Consider the following 15,392-nt stretch of genomic DNA (forward strand, 5'->3'; position numbering starts at 1 on the left):
CTGGGCTTGCCCCGGGATCCATCGTAAGGCTCCGGAGCTCTGTGATGGATCCCGGATCGGCGCTGCTGCGCAGCTTGTCCGGGATGACGCGGTCGGACCCTGTCTATCCGCAATACGCCCGAACGATCTTGCCGGTCTTCGGATCGGTCTCGATGGTCAGGCGCTCCCGGCGGTAATCCATCGTCACCCCCTGCCCCGGCCGGATCTGCCGCACGACGGTCGCTCCGGTGATCTGCTGCGCCTCGGCATCGTCGATGCGAGCCTTGCCTGCCAGCGTCTCGGCCGCATCCTCCCGGCATTGACCGGGCAAGCCGGGCGCGGCCGTGACCACCGCGTCCTGCTGTGCATCGCTCTGGCAAGCCGCCAGGGTCAACGCGGCGAATGACAGGGACCCGGCCAGCCAGAATCTCCGCGCCATCATCGCAACATCCCCTTTCAAGCCATCATCTCGATCGCCGGAGGCTCTACGATCACGATGCGACGCAGCCATGGCAAGAGGGCTTCACTCAGGCCGCGATCCCCGCCGCCTCCGGGCTCGGCGGAAACGGGGGCAGCCATGTCGCCAGGGCGCTGCGGCCGGCTTCGGTCAATGCATAGACACCGCGCCCGGAACGTTCGAACCAGCCATAGACATTGCGGTGCAGGATCTTCTGGGCATCCGGGCAGGACGGCTTGAGATCGCGCGGGCGCTTCGGCTCCGCCGCCATCGCCGCAGCGCAAGCCAGGGCCTGTTGCCGATAGGCTGTCATGATGGGCTTGCGCGTGCCGCCGCCCATCGCCGGGTCGCCCTGGCGGCGCTTGTGCTCATCCACCAGCCGCGAGCGCCGGCGCGGGTCCTTGCGCGGCGTGGGCGCTGCCGGCGAGACAAGGATGGAGACATCGCCGGCCTTCGAGATGCCGAGCAGACCGAAGCCGAGGCGCCGGCAGAGATTGCGATAGCGCGGATCGCTCTCGCGCCCCTTGCCCCGGGCCGAGAGCTGGGCCGCCAGCCAGATCTCGTCGCCGAGGCTGAGCCGGTCCACGCCCTGCAGGATGAGTTCGAGATTGAAGCTCAGCTTCAACTCGCCGATCACCACGACGGACGGGTCGCCGTCACGAAGGCCGACGAGATCGCAAGGCCCGATCTCACCCTTCACGGTGTAGCCGAGTCCTTCGAGGAAGCGCTTGACGGGCAGATAGAGCGACGTTTCCACATCCACCTCCGGAGAGCAGGCCGCCATCTTGCTCGCCAGTCGTTTCGGAGAGGCAAACGCGGGAGGCACGGCCATGGCTCAAGCGAAAAATCCACCCGCCACGGGCCTGGATGACCGGCCGATGGCGGATGGATTTGATCTCGACGATCTATGATCAGTCCCGAGCGCAATCCGAGCAGATCGCGCTATCTCCGATCACTCCCACTCGATAATTTTGGGTCAACCTAGTGCATTGAAAAATAATGCGAAAATATTTTTTCGCATATCGAGATACCGTCTAGGCTACCGTCAGAAAAGTTCGATCTTGAAATTATTGAACTTTTTGGGCTGGCGATGAAGTTCGACATTTCGCCATCTATCGCTGGAAGCGGGAACTGCCGGCAGTTGGCATCGACTCGGTAAATGTGCTCGATGAAACAGGATTATACCGTCACGGTCCTTGGTTGGCCATCCTCAAGGTCGGCCTCTCCAATCTAACCAAAACCCGCGACAACGGTTTCGATGGGCAGGAACAGCGTCCGGCTGTCCTCGGGATATTCTATGAACTCCGCGCAGCGCAGATAGAAGCGTTTGGCCGCCCCATCCTTCGCTTGCACCATCACCGCCCCGATGCCGATGCTTTGCGAGGCCAGCGCGATCCGCCGCAGCGCGTCCGACAACAGGTCCGCGCCGAGGCCCTTGCCTGCATGGTCGAGGCTAACGGCGAGCCGCCCGATGATCGAAACCGGAATCAGGTCGGGTGCGTTGCGTCGCACCTTGCCGGGAGCTGCGCCCCGCTCAACCGATCCCGCCGAGATACAGAAATAGCCGACGACCCGATTTCCCGCGCACACGACGTAGGTGCGCGAGAACCGGCTTTCGTTCTTCAAGGCCCGGTGCCGCAGCCAGTCGTTCAGTGCAGGCTCGCCGCAGTCAAACGCGGAAAGATCATGCTCCGCCGTCAACGGAACGGGGGCAGACAGTCGCGGGTCGGGATGGTCCGGCGAGTCGTCTATTTCTGCCATGCCGGGGTCCGGCGCAGCAGCGCCTTGAGCTTCGGTCCCGGCGCGGGCGGATTGTCGAGCGCGTGCATGAAGGCGTCGTAGCGTTCGGAGTCCAGCGTGAACAAACGCTGATCGAGCAGCACATCCACCGCTTGCCGCCGTGCACTTTCCACCATGAACTCGGTGCGCGTCTTACCAAGGACCGCCGCCGCATCGTCGATGAGCTGGCGGGTGCCGGTTTCGATACGCAGGTTGATGCTGCCCTTGGCGTCAGCCGCAGAGGCGCGCGCCGCGACGACAGCGGCCGCAGAGCGGGAAGATTCGGAGGGGGCGAGACGTGTTTTTGCCATGACCGGAATATGGGCGTTTGTATCCACACTGTCAATACAGAAGAAGGTAAGGAACGTATGGGCGTCGCCCTTCGGGCCGGGCTTTCGGCTACGCCGGACCCACGGCAGCGGCGCGTTTCGGCCACTCGGCTTCAATCCCCTAACGCATGACTGTCGCCAGTTAGAAATGCGGCCCCGACGCTTGCGCGCCGGGGCTTTGTCACTGGCGGCCCTCCGGCTCTCTACGGCGCAATGTGGAAGCGCGTTCGCCTCCGGGCCGGCGCGGCTGCCGCCGCGTCTTATCTGATCGCTACGAAGAAGATTGCTAAGGGCGTTGCCCTCGCGCGGCGCAAGAAAACTCTCCGGCCTTTCGCGGCATAAACGGCCCGCTCCCCGCAAGCGGGTCCCCTCCATTTATTCCACGGTGCCAAAGACTTCTCCTGCGCCTTGCTACCCGTGGCTCGCCGCCGGGCAAGGGTTCAGGAGCGGCGCTTCGCTGCTCTGAACCCCAAACCCGAGGATCAGAGACATGACCAACCTTTCCGACAGCAATCCCCGCATCTATGTCGCCTGCCTTGCCGCCTACAATAACGGCTATCTGCATGGGGCTTGGATCGACGCGGATCAGGACGCGGATGAAATCAGGGACGAAATTGCGGCCATGCTCGCACGGTCCCCCATCGAGCACGCGGAGGAATATGCCATCCATGACTACGAGGGCTTCGAGGGCGTCACCATCAAGGAATATGCCGGCATCGACACCGTGGCGCGCATCGGCGCGTTCATCGCAGAGCATGGCGCGTTAGGCGCTGGCTTGCTGGAGCAGTTCGTCGGCGACATGGACCAAGCCGAAACCGCCTTGCAGGACTGCTATCACGGCCAGTTCGCTAGCCTTGCCGACTTCATGGAGGACTTGACCGCTGAAAGCGGCACCACGATCCCCGAGGCGCTGCGCTACTACATTGATTGGAAAGCAATAGCCCGTGATGCTGAAATGAACGGTGAGTTTTTCACAGTCGAAACCTCACACAACGAGGTGCATGTGTTTTCCAGTCAATGAAAACCGGAGCACCTTGCCCGCATTTTGCGGGCGGGCGTATCGCGGAATCATCGAAATAGTGTTAAGCAAAAAATAACCAAGAATGATCGGACTGGCCGCTCAAGGTATCTGCTTTGAGCGGCTTCTATATTTCTAGCGATCTTTGAACCTCTAAGGGCTGGGCGCTGCCTTGCGCGCCCCGGCTTTGGGAGGTGACGCCATGCTTAGCATCGACTGGCGTTCGCCGGTGGCATACAGGCACGCGAAGCACATTTCGGCCGCCGGTTTCGCTTGGGAATATCTGCGCCGGAATGACGATTATCGTCAGGAGTTCCAGACCATCGCACTAACCGGAGGACCGTCCGGCCGTGACCTTGCAGCGTTCGCGGATCGCTGGGGGTTGCGATTTCCCGTGCGATCCCGACGCGCCGCATGACTGGCCGACGCCAATCTGGAGTCCGAACCTTCAACCGCAAGCGGTGATGCTGTCGCCGGTCGAGCATAAGGACGGCGACACCGAACCGATATTGACGCTGGCTCATCTCGCCGGCCTTGATCTGCGCCGCGCTGCCGATGGCTGGCATGGTATCTGGCAGGTTGATGGCGTCACACATCAATTCTGGCTTCCCGAGGCGACTCCCGACGCCGCCGCCTTCTATGCCGTCACCCTGCCGATGGATTCCTTTCTGGAGCTTCGCGCTCACGCTGCCCGCCGTTTCTGGCGGTCCCTCAACGGCCGGGCACCCGGTCCCGATTTCCGCGCGGTCCCTGCCCAGCTCCGGCAATGGCATATCCTGTCGCTGCGCGCGCTTGACGCTCGGTTGCATGGCGAGAGCTATCGCACCATCGCCGAAGTCCTGCTCGGCTTTCGAGGCACTAAGGAGGATTTCGAGAACGATCCGCGCAAGAACAAAGCTCGCCGCTTGGTCGCGCACGGTATCAAGATGATGCGGGGCGGCTATCGCCTGCTGCTCCACTACCCTATCAAGCCCGGCAAGCGTTGATCGTTAGCGAGCACCGTCTTGTTGCAAGTCGCAAACTTACTGCCAGTTGCAACAAAGAGGTGCGATACGAAAAGAACCGGAAAGCCAGCCCTCGGGGAAATGTTGCGGACTTTAGAATTCCTACGAGAACTTCAGCAGGAATGGAGTGGATCTAACAAACTGCTTCATGTGTCAAGAACGGCAAGGCGGCTTCTCAACTGAATAACTCGTTGCTTAATCTATGTTTTCGCACGACCATGCCTGAAATGTATTTTGAGGAAATTTTCCATGACCTTACTAAAGACGCTGCGTTTGATTCTCAGTCCTTGCGCCCCGGTGGATCGTGTTAACTTCATCCAGCTAGAGCTTGACCCAGAAGTGATGCGGTTTCTTAACAATGGTGCGGTTGATCATGACAGGATCGATTCGACGACCGCGCCGTTTCTCATGCCACGAGGAACCGAGCCGAACGTCTGGACAGCGCGACGCAATGCGGATGACGAGTTCGTCGGCTGGTTCTGCTTGTTGCCGAAAGGGAGGGCGTTAGCTGAGATCGGATATCGACTGCGCCGGGAAGCTTGGGGTCAGGGGCTGGCAACTGAAGGAGCTTTGGCTCTTATCGGTTGGGGCTTCGAGGTCGCGGGATATGACAAGATTGTGGCCAATACAATGGCGGTCAACCAAGGGTCGCGCCGTGTAATGGAGAAGGTTGGTATGAAACACACGCGGACGGATTTCTTGGATTTTCCCGACCCCATACCCGGCACGGAGCACGGCGAGGTAACGTATGAGTTGACCTGTTCAGAATGGGCCAACAATTGAGAGGCATATCAGCTTTTAGGACGTGACAAAGCCACGCGAAACGTCAGCGATGAGGTCGATTCCTGCCGGCCGGATATCGTGAAATTCCAAAGCTTCCGAGGTGAAGTAAACTGAAAACCGCCGATGCTCACGCCTTGTTAGCTGCCGCCTGTTCCAGAATCTTACGATAGCCCTCTCGCGATAGCCATTGCGCGCGTTCGAGGTGGCTTTGCCAGCAACGATAGGTCCGAAGTTCCTCGGCTGCCGGATCGCGGTGCAGCACGATCCGCGCGACTTCCTTCCAGTCCGCGCCCTCGGCCTTCGCATCGAGAAGGCGCAGATAGGTAACGTAGTGGCGTTCGTCATAGGTGGTTATGGCGTCGCCGGCTGGCGCTTCGTCGTCCACATCGGGATCGAGTTCGACAGGAACCCGCATAGTCATCCCCCGTATCCGAGAGAGCTTGTCTGCGGTGCGCCCCCGCAAACGATTCTCTCTGACTCTTGGTGATCGGGGAGTTCGAAACCGCTGTTACACGGCCCCATGGCCTTTAGCTCGGAAAGCCTGTTGTATACGCCACAGGCTCCCCGACCATAGGTCAAGGAGTGCGGTGCCGTAACGGCCGGCACCAAACGGTAACAGAGGGGTTTCGACGCCCCGGAGCAGCGCGTCTGCTCCACCCATGATCTTAGCCGAGCTGCGCGCGGATGTCTTTGCCTATTCGGCGCGGCAGGCAACGAGCCGTTGAAATCCTTCACCTACTAGCCAGCGACGCCCCCGAGGGGGGTGCCGCCAGCGCATAGACGCAAATGCGGCACGCTACGCGCCGCCGATCCCTCGCCATGGTTCGCCACAGTCCGCTGCCGCCCCCGGCAGCCCAATCCCGACTGGAGGTGATCCATGCCCAACCCGCTTGCGGGCCTGCCGCCGCGCCTGTTGCGCACCAAGGAAGCCGCGCGCTTCCTCGGCATATCCATCCGCACTCTTGAGAAACATCGCACCTACGGCACCGGCCCGACCTATCGCAAGGTCGGCGGTCGCGTCCTCTACACCGTCCGCGATCTGGAGGACTGGAGCGCGGTCGGCGAACGTAAATCCACCCGCGACAAGACCGCCGGCACCGTCTTTCCCGCGCGTCCGCTCACACCCGAAGAACGGGACGAGTGCTAGATGCTGCGCGAGGACGATCACACCCCCGCGCCGCCGACCGAGGACAGCGAGCGCAGCCGCCTAGACCCCTTCGTGGTCGCAACGGGCGATGCGCCGCCGCGCGACCAGCGCGACTTGATGGAACGGCCGTTTTTCTCGCTGGCGAAGACCCCGCGCACCAAGCCGATTCTCTACAAGGCCGCCGACATAGAGGTGCAGGTGTTCGGGATGCCCGAGCACGGCATGGCGACCATATGGGACGCCGATGTGCTGATATGGGCGGCCTCGCAGATCGTCGCGGCCGAGAATGACGGCCTCACGACTTCGCGCTTCGTCCGGTTCACGCCCTACCATCTGTTGCGCGCCATCGGACGCCCGACCGGCAATCACCAATACCGGCTTCTGAAAGCCGCGCTGGCGCGGCTGCAATCGACCGTCATCGCCACCACCATCCGCAACGGCCCGCATTGGCGTCGCCGGCAATTCTCATGGATCAACGAGTGGGAGGAAATGACGACGCGCGCCGGCCGCGTCGAGGGCATGGAGTTCGTCCTGCCCGAATGGTTCTACAACAGCGTCATCGACCGCTCGCTGGTCCTGACCATCGACCCGGCCTATTTCCGGCTGACTGGCGGCATCGAGCGATGGCTTTACCGCGTCGCCAGAAAGCACGCCGGGCACCAGCGCCACGGCTGGATTTTCGAGGTCGCGCACCTTCATCAGAAATCCGGCAGCCTCGCGCGGCCTTCCGATTTCGCGCTCGACCTGCGCCGGATCGCGGCCCGCCAGCAACTCCCCGGCTACCACCTCCAGATCGAGCGGGAAGACGGCCGCGAACTGCTGCGCATCCGCCCCGAAAACTTATCAACAGGCACTGTTGATAACCCTGTTAAACCCATCGGCACATCAGGCGCACGGGGTATCGGCACATCAGGCGCAAGACTATCGGCACATCAGGCGCACGAACCGCAGCTAATGCTTTGGCCTGAAAAGCGGAATCCAACCGCTAACTTATCTAACAGAGAATCTAACTCTTTTTCTTTGACGCGCGCGCAGGCGAAGCGTGGTGCCGGTTCTGCCGCGAGCGGCGAGCCATGATGCTCGCCGTTGACGCAGCGCACGCGCGCAATCCCCACCAGCACATTGCCGGAGACGCACAATGACCCGCCGCGCCCATCGCAGCGCGCACGGCCGTCCGCTGCCGGACGGGCCTGCGCCCTTCACGACATTGGTTGAACTCACGTTCGAGAAGCGCCGCATCGAGCACTGGATACGCTTCGGCCGCAAGAGCTACGAACAGATCATCGACCGCCGCCGGAGTGTCGTCGGCTTCGCGCCGGGCAGCGTCTTCGCCTTCGTCCGATGGGCGAAAGGCGACCATGGCACGGTCGTTTCCCGCATCGACATCGTGCGGGCAATCGGGCGCGGCGAGCCGTTCCAGACATTGCCCTTCGTCCGCCCCGGCGGCGAAATCCTGTTGCGCCTCGACGGTTGGCCGAAGGTGCAGCGCGGGCTTGCCGCCATCGACGCCGTGGAATCGCTCGGCCTCGATCCGGCCGACGCTGCACCGGAACACTGGCGGCACCTCCACAACCGTTTGACCGCCAATCTGGAGCCGCACGCTTACACGCCCGAGCGACATGCCGCGTGGCTTCACCGCCGAAGGATCGAGCCATGACGCGCCGCCGCACCCTCACGGTGACGGCGCTCGCCATCATCGGCATCGCCGCCGCCAGCGCCGTCGAGTGGCCCGTGAAACTCATCTGGAACGCCACAGCCAGCGCGCCCATCGGCTTCTACACCGTCGAGCCGGCCGACGCGCTCGACGTGCCCGAGCTGGTCGCCGTCATGCCGCCCGAACCGCTCGCCGCCTTCATGGTCGAGCGCGGCTATATCGCGCGCGGCGTCCCGCTGTTGAAGCGCGTCTTGGGCCTTCCGGGACAGCGGGTTTGCCGCTTGCGATCTACGATCACGGTGAACGGGATCGAGATGGGCGAGGCGCTGGAGCGCGACAGCCTCGGCCGCGATCTGCCCGTCTGGCAGGGCTGCCGCGTCATCGGCGACGACCAGCTTTTCCTCATGAATTGGGAAGTCCGCGACAGCCTCGACGGCCGCTATTTCGGACCCATCCCCGCAGCTTCCGTCATCGGCCGAGCGGTCCCGCTCTGGACCGATGAGGAAGGCGTCGGCCGCTACGAGTGGCGCGCGCCGACGCACTGAAACCATCCCCGAAAGCCAATCACAGGAGATTTCCCATGGCAGAAATAGGCACCTTCACCCGCACCGAAACCGGCTATGCCGGGAAGCTACATTCGTTCGGCCTCCGCGATAAGCTGTTCATCGTTCCGGCCAAGCCGAGCGACGTGAAGAACGCGCCCGACTATCGCGTGCGCCTCGATAGGGAGGACGGCCCGGACGCCGGCCCGGCATGGAAGGACGCCAGCGAAAATGCCGGCGACTTCGTGTCGATGAGGCTGGAGGGACCGATCTTCCCGTTCCCGATCCGCGCCAAACTGTTCCAGTCCAACGACGATCCTTCGGTCTGGACGCTGCGTTGGAAGCACCCCCGGAAAGTCGAGGACGAGGAATGACGGCCGCGCGCGTCCGGCCCGCCATCCGGTCCAAGATCGTCATCCCTTTGTTCGCGGAAAAGCCGTCTCATCCCTCCGTCCCGCTCGGCCACCGGACGGCCGGCGCGCGCAGCAAAGGTCAGGGGCGGCCATCGGCCGGCGCTTGCGCCTTGCCCTTGACCGCCGCGAGCACGCTGGCAGGCTGGTGGCGAAGCGGAGACAGGACTGCATGGCATTATGCCGTCCTGATACTGGCCGGCGCGCTTTCCGTCTGCGCCGGACCGGGCGGCGCGGTCGCGCAATCCGCGCCCGTCGAGCGCCCGGCCGCCGCCCATCCTTATGCGGCTCACATCGCCGAGGCGTCGCAGCGTTTCGGCATACCGCAGCATTGGATCGTCGCGGTGCTACGTGCCGAGAGCGCGGGCGATGTGCGCGCGATTTCGTCGGCCGGCGCGATGGGATTGATGCAGGTGATGCCCGACACATGGGCGGGCCTGCGCGTCCGCTACAGCCTCGGACGCGATCCCTACGACCAGCGCGACAACATCCTCGCAGGCACGGCATACCTGCGCGAAATGTTCGACCGCTATGGCAATGTCGCGGCGATGCTGGCGGCCTACAATGCCGGTCCCGGCCGCTATGACGAATACCTTGCGACCGGCCGCACGCTGCCGGCCGAAACGCGGGCCTATGTTGCCGCGCTCGCGCCGATCCTCGGCGGCGCGGCTGCAACCGAACCGCCGTCATCGGCACCGCCACCGCCGCCAGATTGGCGTGAATCACCGATGTTTGTCACACGCTCGACCGACGCCCGAACTGCGCCCGCGCTGCCGTCCGAGGCGCAATCCGGCGATCTGTTTGCTGCCGTTTCGGAGCCGGATCGCCGATGAAGATCGCCTATGCCGACCCGCCCTATATCGGCTGCGCGCACCTCTATCGGGACCATCCCGATTACGCGGGCGAGGTCGATCATGTGCGCCTGATCGAGCGGCTGGATCGCAACTATGACGGCTGGATATTGCACGCCGCCGCGACGCCGCGCTCTATCGCAACGCTTGCCCCGCTGGTCGAGAGGACGGGCGCGCGATGGATGGCATGGGTGAAGGGATTTGCGGCGTTCAAACGCAATATCCCGGTCGCCTTTGCGTGGGAGCCGGTCATCGTGAAGGCGGCGCGAAAGCCTGTCGTCAGCAAACGGCTGGTGATGCGGGACTGGATTCAGGAGAGCATCACGCTTCGCCGTGGCCTCACTGGCGCAAAGCCCGAAGCGGTCTGCCATTGGGCTTTCGAGATGGTCGCCGCGCGTCCCGACGATACGCTCGACGACCTGTTTCCCGGCACCGGGGCGGTTGCCGAAGCATGGCGCACATGGCGGCTCAAATTCGCTTTGCCGGACGAGCCGGCGGCGCGCTCCGCAGCGCCTCGCGGTGTGCAGGATCGTGCAGCGGATGGAGCAGGACCATGAAGGCAGGAGGGGCAGAAAAGGCAGAAAGGGCGGAGGGCAAGATTAAAGAAGACGGCACCATATCGGGCCGCTTCTGGAAATTGTTGTTGTCTGCACACTGGTTAGGTTGCCGGTTCCGGCACCATGGTTTTGAGGGGCCGCGTGCCGCGATTTCGTGCAAAGCCTTGGCTTTGCACGGTTTCGAGCGGCACCATAGGCCCATATCAGCCTGTTTTCAGCGGTTTTCGCTGGAGTCGCGCCCATGAGCGCCGACGACGAAAACCGCTTCCGTCCGAAGCCCGGCCGCATCCGATCCGACACGCCGAAGGCCGGTAAGACCAAGAGCTTTTTCACGCAGGTCAAGAAGATCACCCGGCAGCATCAGGCAGCGGCCTCCCGCGATCCTTCCATGCCGTCATCCGCCCGCCCGTCATCGCCGGGCCGGTCCCGCGCCGTGGTCGCCAGCGGCAAGGGCGTGAAGCGCGGCCGGGGCGCGAGCTTCGTGCGCGCCCGCAACATCTCCGGTCAATGGCATCATCGCCAGCCCGGCAGCCGCCGCGTGATGGTCAAGCCGCTTAGCGTCAGGGCCGCGTGGAAGGGCGGACGCGCCCGCGCGCATCTGCGCTATGTCCAGCGCGACGGCACGTCACGCGATGGCGAGCGCGGGCGGCTCTATTCGGCGACCGAGGACCGCACCGATGGCGACGCCTTCCTTGATCGCGGCAAGGACGACCGACATCAATTCAGATTCATCGTCTCGCCCGAGGACGGCGCGGAGCTGGCGGACCTCACGGCCTACACCCGCGATTTCATGCAACAGGTGGAAGCGGACCTTGGCACGAAACTCGATTGGGTTGCCGTCAATCACTACAACACCGGCCATCCCCATGTGCATATCGTCGTCAACGGCCGCGACGATAGCGGCGGGGATCTAGTCATCAATGGCGACTATCTTTCGGCCGGCCTGCGCGAACGCGCCAGCGAGCTTGCCAGTCTGGAACTCGGCCCCGTCACCGAGATCGAGCAGACCCGCAAGCTGTCGGCCGAAATCGACCAAGACCGTTTCACCCGGATCGACCGCGCCATGGCCGAGGAAGCCGATGCCCGTTTCCTCGACCTGCGCCATGAACCGGCAGAGCCGAGGCGGCAGTTCGAGCGGACGCTGCGTTTGCGCCGTCTCGGCAAGCTGGAGAAGATGGGGCTGGCGACCGAACACGCGCCCGCCGTTTGGGAATTGAGCAAGGACATGGAACCGGCCCTGCGCGAGTTGGGCGAGCGCGGCGACATTATCCGCACCATGCAGAAGGCGCTCGGCCCGCAGGGCGGCGAGCGCGATCCCATGAGTTTCCAAATCCATGACGGAGTGCCCGAGACGCCGATCTTTGGCCGCGTCGTGGACAAGCATCTATCCGACGAGCTGGGCGAGAACCTGACAATCGTGGTGGACGGGATCGAAGGCCGCACGCACCACATTGCCGGCATTGCGCCCGAGCGGCTGGAGGATGCCCGCATCGGCAGCATCATCGAGATCGGCCCGGCCGAGGCGGCAGCCCGGCCGTCCGACCGCACCATCACCGCCATCGCCGAGGACGGCATCTATCGGCCGAGCCGCCATCTGGAGCAGGCGAAGTTCGAGGGCCGCGTTCCCGGCGGCGACTATGAGGGCTATGTCGATGCCCATGTCCGGCGGCTGGAGGCGCTACGCCGGGCCGGGATCGTCGAGCGGATCGACACCGACCAATGGCGCATCCCCGATGATCTGGTCAGCCGTGCCGCCGCCTATGACGCCGGCCGTGACCGGCAGGCCAGCGTTCGCGTCCTTTCCCCGGTCGATCTAGGCAAGCAGATCGGTTCGGATGGCGCGACCTGGCTGGACCGGCGGCTGATCCATGGCGAGACGGCCGACCTTGCGCCGGCCGGCTTCGGCCAGCAGGTGCGCGAGGCGATGGACCAGCGCCGCGAGCATCATATCGAACAGGGCGACGCCACCCGAGCACGGAACGGCCGCATCTTCTATCGGCGTAGCCTTCTCGCCACGCTGCGCGAGCGGGAGGTTGCCCGCGTTGGCGCGGAGATGGCCGAGAGCAAGGGCCTACCGTTCCGAACCGCCACGGACGGAGAGAACGTCAGCGGCAAGTTCACCGGCACCGTGCAGCTATCGAGCGGCAAGTTCGCCGTGGTTGAGAAGTCCCACGAGTTTACGCTAGTCCCGTGGCGGCCCATCATCGACCGCCAGCTCGGCCGCGAGGTCATGGGCGTCGTGCAGGGCGGATCGGTTTCGTGGCAGTTGGGGCGGCAAAGAGGGCTAAGCATCTAGGTGCCGCCCTTATGCCTCAAACCTCGACGAGATAGTTCACGCTCATTTCGGTCTTGCCGGAGGGAACAATCTCTGGCCGGACTTCACCCACCTGTTCAAATCCCGCGTTGAGAAGAACCCGCTCCGATGCAGGGTTTTCTTGAACCGTTCGAGCGCGGAGCTTTCTCAGGCCCAACTTGCGGGCCATTTCCACGGCCAGCGCGAGCGCGCGACCCGATACCTTTCGGCCACGATGCTCCGGCGCGACCCAATAGCCAATCTCCGCGTCATCCGGTTTCACGTCAAAGATCACCAGACTTCCGAGAAACGAATCCGAGGGAGCATCCGAGATTGTCAGGACGGCCAAGGTTCCATCGCGCAATCCGTCTGCAATCGTACCCCGGATCATGTCACGAACGATCTGCGGCGTATATTCGTCCAACGGCAGGTGAGCGAAGTGCTTGACCGAAGCATCGTTCGTCCCGGCGGCATATGCTTCCGCATCTGCATCCGACATGGCTCTGATCGTTACCACGCCATCTGAGATCGGCAAGACGGCGAGGAAATTTCGATCTGCCAAGCCGCCATGGGTATCGTTTTGATTGCTCATTCTTGCTTCCGCTCTTGTCTCGATTGTTTCCATCTTCGGCGCAATGCAGCGCCCGCTATCCGTGCGCGGCGTTCCGATGGACTCGCCACACAGTGCGATAGATCGATGATCGTTGACTCGAACAATGTTCGATTGATAGAGTGATGCACTAGGACACGCTCGACTGTCAAGTTTGCGGGAGTAGGAATGACTAAGAACGGACCATCGCAGACGGAGCGCGGTTCCTCGACGATTTGGCTGAAACCAGCCAAGCGAGTGCGCGACGTTCCCGCGCTGACGCGGGACCGCATCGTCCAAGCCGCTGTCGAGATTCTAGACATGCGGGGCCAAGACGGCCTGACGATCCGCAAACTGGCGGAACATCTGAACGCCGGTGCCGCATCCCTCTACTGGCATGTCGAGACACGCGACGATGTGCTTGAACTGGCACTGGATAGCGTTCTCGGTGAAATCCCTCTGCCAACAGAACCGTTGAAATGGGACAAGGAGTTGATCCGCTTCCTAACAGAATGGCGGCAGACGCTTCTACGGCATCCTTGGTCAACCAGCCTGTTCGGCTTCCGGCCGCTGCTCGGTCCCAATGCCTTGGTCCGATCCGAACATCTTCGCGCAACCCTCGCAAGGGCGGGATTGCCGAAGGCCGACATTATCCATGCGGGATACACATTATCGAACTTCATGCTCGGATCGGTCGCGACGCAAGTAGCATGGCAAGCCGGCGACGAAGCTGCAACCCGTGCGCGCGTCGCCACTTTCCTTCGGGATCACGCGGCCGAATATCCAGCCCTTTCCTCGCAGATCGAGAGCGAACCCGATGATTGGGGTGAGAGCTTTTCGCGTGGGTTAGGCTGGATAATCCGTTCCTTCGCTACCTCATAGGGTGGCGAATATGCGACGGCGGAAACAGTCAACATCACTGACCGACCGCCAATGGGGGATGCCGACCGCGCTTGGATCGCGTATTCCCCTTGCCTCGCTCATCCAGACGATTGCCGTCGCCGAATATCTCAACTTTCGACACGCCGCCAATGCGCTCGGTGTGGCGCAATCCAGCGTCAGCGCCCGCGTGAAGGCGCTGGAGGACGATCTTGGCATCCTCGTGTTCGAGCGCCATGCGCGCGGCGTTCGCCTGACAGAAGCCGGACGCCATTTTGTCGAGCGGATCGCGGCCGGCATCGACCAACTTGACCATGCCGTGAAGACCGCCGGCATGGCGGCAGCCGGCGAAAGCGGTCGGCTTCGCATCGGTATCCATGCCCTGATTCCACACAGCTTCCTCGCAAACTTGATCGACCAATACCGCGAAGACCACCCCGGCATCGAGGTCGAAATCGCCGAGGGCACGGCCCGCGATACCGTCATGCAGCTTCGCGCCGACATGCTCGACATAGTTTTTGTGGCCGGCACGCCCGAACTGCCCGACTGCAATTCCCGCCGCATCTGGACGGAACCGCGGGTCGCCGTTCTGTCGGAGCGGCACCGTCTCGCCGGGCAGGCAAGCGTCACATGGGCCGATCTGGTCGGCGAGACGTTCCTAGTCCGGCATGGCGGCACCGGCCCGCAAGCGCATGACCATATCGTTTTGCGCCTCGCCGGGCGCTGGCCCGCGCCGTCGATTCTGCGTTTCGACGTGGGGCGCGGCACCCTATTGTCCATGGTCGGACAGGGGTTCGGCATCACCATCGTCGGGGCAGCCACGGCGCTGCTGCCAACGTCCGGCGTCGTCTTCCTGCCGTTCGCCGACGAGCCGGAACCGATTACGTTCTCGGCCATCTGGTCGCCGTCCAACCGCAGCGCCACGCTGAAAAATCTGCTCTGCCTTGCCAGCCACATGGGGCAGATCGCCCGCACCGACTGAATCTAGCCGCTGGCGGCCGGTCATCGACCGCCAGTTCGGCCGCGAGGTCATGGGCGTCGTGCAGGGCGGATCGGTGTTGTGGCGGTTGGGGCGGCAAAGGGGGTTGGGACTTTAGAGCACCTGAAACGGCGTTGCGACA

General features: G+C 63.2%; 20 protein-coding genes and 1 pseudogene. 15 read left to right on the forward strand and 6 right to left on the reverse strand.

Annotated elements, in window-relative coordinates:
* Positions 1 to 103: 103 nt before the first annotated feature.
* From Q0Q02_RS02550 to Q0Q02_RS02565, 4 genes are all read right to left on the reverse strand, one after another.
* Positions 104 to 421 carry an I78 family peptidase inhibitor gene (locus Q0Q02_RS02550; RefSeq protein WP_293806595.1) on the reverse strand — a complete coding sequence of 106 codons (318 nt, stop codon included), beginning with the start codon at positions 419 to 421 and terminating at the stop codon, positions 104 to 106.
* Between the two features lie 85 nt (positions 422 to 506).
* Positions 507 to 1,193, reverse strand: coding sequence for a DUF2161 family putative PD-(D/E)XK-type phosphodiesterase (locus Q0Q02_RS02555; protein WP_293806597.1), 687 nt, complete (start codon positions 1,191 to 1,193; stop codon positions 507 to 509).
* A gap of 473 nt (positions 1,194 to 1,666) precedes the next feature.
* On the reverse strand, positions 1,667 to 2,197 hold the full coding sequence (locus Q0Q02_RS02560) for a GNAT family N-acetyltransferase (protein ID WP_171379742.1): 531 nt from the start codon (positions 2,195 to 2,197) through the stop codon (positions 1,667 to 1,669).
* Entirely contained in the window at positions 2,185 to 2,526 is a 342-nt protein-coding gene (locus Q0Q02_RS02565; protein WP_171379823.1) for a DUF1778 domain-containing protein, read from the reverse strand. The genes Q0Q02_RS02560 and Q0Q02_RS02565 overlap by 13 nt, the downstream gene beginning before the upstream one ends.
* Before the next feature lie 508 nt (positions 2,527 to 3,034).
* Here Q0Q02_RS02565 and Q0Q02_RS02570 point away from each other — a divergent pair.
* From Q0Q02_RS02570 to Q0Q02_RS02585, 4 genes are all read left to right on the forward strand, one after another.
* On the forward strand, positions 3,035 to 3,565 hold the full coding sequence (locus Q0Q02_RS02570) for an antirestriction protein ArdA (RefSeq protein ID WP_171379743.1): 531 nt from the start codon (positions 3,035 to 3,037) through the stop codon (positions 3,563 to 3,565).
* 199 nt (positions 3,566 to 3,764) lie between these two features.
* The gene (locus tag Q0Q02_RS02575; protein WP_171379744.1) at positions 3,765 to 3,980 is read left to right on the forward strand and encodes a DUF6499 domain-containing protein; all 216 of its coding nucleotides are present in this window, start codon (positions 3,765 to 3,767) and stop codon (positions 3,978 to 3,980) included.
* Between the two features lie 46 nt (positions 3,981 to 4,026).
* Complete coding sequence (locus tag Q0Q02_RS02580; RefSeq protein ID WP_171379745.1) at positions 4,027 to 4,548, forward strand: DUF2285 domain-containing protein; 522 nt, start codon at positions 4,027 to 4,029, stop codon at positions 4,546 to 4,548.
* A 267-nt stretch (positions 4,549 to 4,815) separates the two neighbouring features.
* Positions 4,816 to 5,349 (forward strand): GNAT family N-acetyltransferase, encoded by a 534-nt coding sequence (locus Q0Q02_RS02585; RefSeq protein ID WP_247996909.1) that lies wholly within the window; start codon positions 4,816 to 4,818, stop codon positions 5,347 to 5,349.
* A gap of 127 nt (positions 5,350 to 5,476) precedes the next feature.
* On the opposite strand, the gene Q0Q02_RS02590 is transcribed toward Q0Q02_RS02585, so the two are convergent.
* Complete coding sequence (locus tag Q0Q02_RS02590) at positions 5,477 to 5,764, reverse strand: DUF2285 domain-containing protein (protein ID WP_039191249.1); 288 nt, start codon at positions 5,762 to 5,764, stop codon at positions 5,477 to 5,479.
* A 462-nt stretch (positions 5,765 to 6,226) separates the two neighbouring features.
* On the opposite strand from Q0Q02_RS02590, the gene Q0Q02_RS02595 reads away from it, so the two are divergent.
* The 8 genes from Q0Q02_RS02595 to Q0Q02_RS02630 all read left to right on the forward strand — a co-directional run bounded on the left by Q0Q02_RS02595 (position 6,227) and on the right by Q0Q02_RS02630 (position 12,806).
* A complete protein-coding gene (locus Q0Q02_RS02595) occupies positions 6,227 to 6,496 on the forward strand; it encodes a helix-turn-helix domain-containing protein (protein ID WP_023516906.1) in 270 nt (89 codons plus the stop codon).
* Positions 6,497 to 7,573, forward strand: a complete 1,077-nt coding sequence (locus Q0Q02_RS02600; protein WP_293806609.1) for a replication initiator protein A — start codon at positions 6,497 to 6,499, stop codon at positions 7,571 to 7,573.
* 61 nt (positions 7,574 to 7,634) lie between these two features.
* The gene (locus Q0Q02_RS02605; RefSeq protein ID WP_293806610.1) at positions 7,635 to 8,153 is read left to right on the forward strand and encodes a DUF2840 domain-containing protein; all 519 of its coding nucleotides are present in this window, start codon (positions 7,635 to 7,637) and stop codon (positions 8,151 to 8,153) included.
* Positions 8,150 to 8,695 (forward strand): S26 family signal peptidase, encoded by a 546-nt coding sequence (locus tag Q0Q02_RS02610; RefSeq protein WP_171379749.1) that lies wholly within the window; start codon positions 8,150 to 8,152, stop codon positions 8,693 to 8,695. The genes Q0Q02_RS02605 and Q0Q02_RS02610 overlap by 4 nt, the downstream gene beginning before the upstream one ends.
* Entirely contained in the window at positions 8,674 to 9,066 is a 393-nt protein-coding gene (locus Q0Q02_RS02615) for a DUF736 domain-containing protein (protein ID WP_293806612.1), read from the forward strand. The genes Q0Q02_RS02610 and Q0Q02_RS02615 overlap by 22 nt, the downstream gene beginning before the upstream one ends.
* On the forward strand, positions 9,063 to 9,935 hold the full coding sequence (locus tag Q0Q02_RS02620; RefSeq protein ID WP_171379751.1) for a lytic transglycosylase domain-containing protein: 873 nt from the start codon (positions 9,063 to 9,065) through the stop codon (positions 9,933 to 9,935). The genes Q0Q02_RS02615 and Q0Q02_RS02620 overlap by 4 nt, the downstream gene beginning before the upstream one ends.
* Entirely contained in the window at positions 9,932 to 10,510 is a 579-nt protein-coding gene (locus Q0Q02_RS02625) for a hypothetical protein (protein WP_171379752.1), read from the forward strand. Before Q0Q02_RS02620 ends, Q0Q02_RS02625 begins: the two co-directional genes overlap by 4 nt.
* Before the next feature lie 1,063 nt (positions 10,511 to 11,573).
* Positions 11,574 to 12,806: a DUF3363 domain-containing protein gene (locus Q0Q02_RS02630; RefSeq protein ID WP_262922595.1), complete on the forward strand. Its 1,233-nt coding sequence runs from the start codon at positions 11,574 to 11,576 to the stop codon at positions 12,804 to 12,806.
* Positions 12,807 to 12,822: 16 nt separating this feature from the next.
* Here Q0Q02_RS02630 and Q0Q02_RS02635 read toward each other — a convergent pair whose 3' ends face one another.
* Entirely contained in the window at positions 12,823 to 13,395 is a 573-nt protein-coding gene (locus tag Q0Q02_RS02635; RefSeq protein ID WP_077098097.1) for a GNAT family N-acetyltransferase, read from the reverse strand.
* 186 nt (positions 13,396 to 13,581) lie between these two features.
* Here Q0Q02_RS02635 and Q0Q02_RS02640 point away from each other — a divergent pair, with 186 nt between their 5' ends.
* The 3 genes and pseudogenes from Q0Q02_RS02640 to Q0Q02_RS02650 all read left to right on the forward strand — a co-directional run.
* Positions 13,582 to 14,274 (forward strand): TetR/AcrR family transcriptional regulator, encoded by a 693-nt coding sequence (locus tag Q0Q02_RS02640; RefSeq protein WP_077098099.1) that lies wholly within the window; start codon positions 13,582 to 13,584, stop codon positions 14,272 to 14,274.
* A 58-nt stretch (positions 14,275 to 14,332) separates the two neighbouring features.
* Positions 14,333 to 15,253, forward strand: coding sequence for a LysR family transcriptional regulator (locus tag Q0Q02_RS02645; RefSeq protein ID WP_253122451.1), 921 nt, complete (start codon positions 14,333 to 14,335; stop codon positions 15,251 to 15,253).
* Between the two features lie 10 nt (positions 15,254 to 15,263).
* A pseudogene (locus Q0Q02_RS02650) lies at positions 15,264 to 15,368 on the forward strand (DUF3363 domain-containing protein); the annotation flags it as partial.
* Positions 15,369 to 15,392: the final 24 nt, after the last annotated feature.

The organism is uncultured Allobosea sp., assembly GCF_945956895.1.
Classification (GTDB): Bacteria; Pseudomonadota; Alphaproteobacteria; order Rhizobiales; family Beijerinckiaceae; genus Allobosea.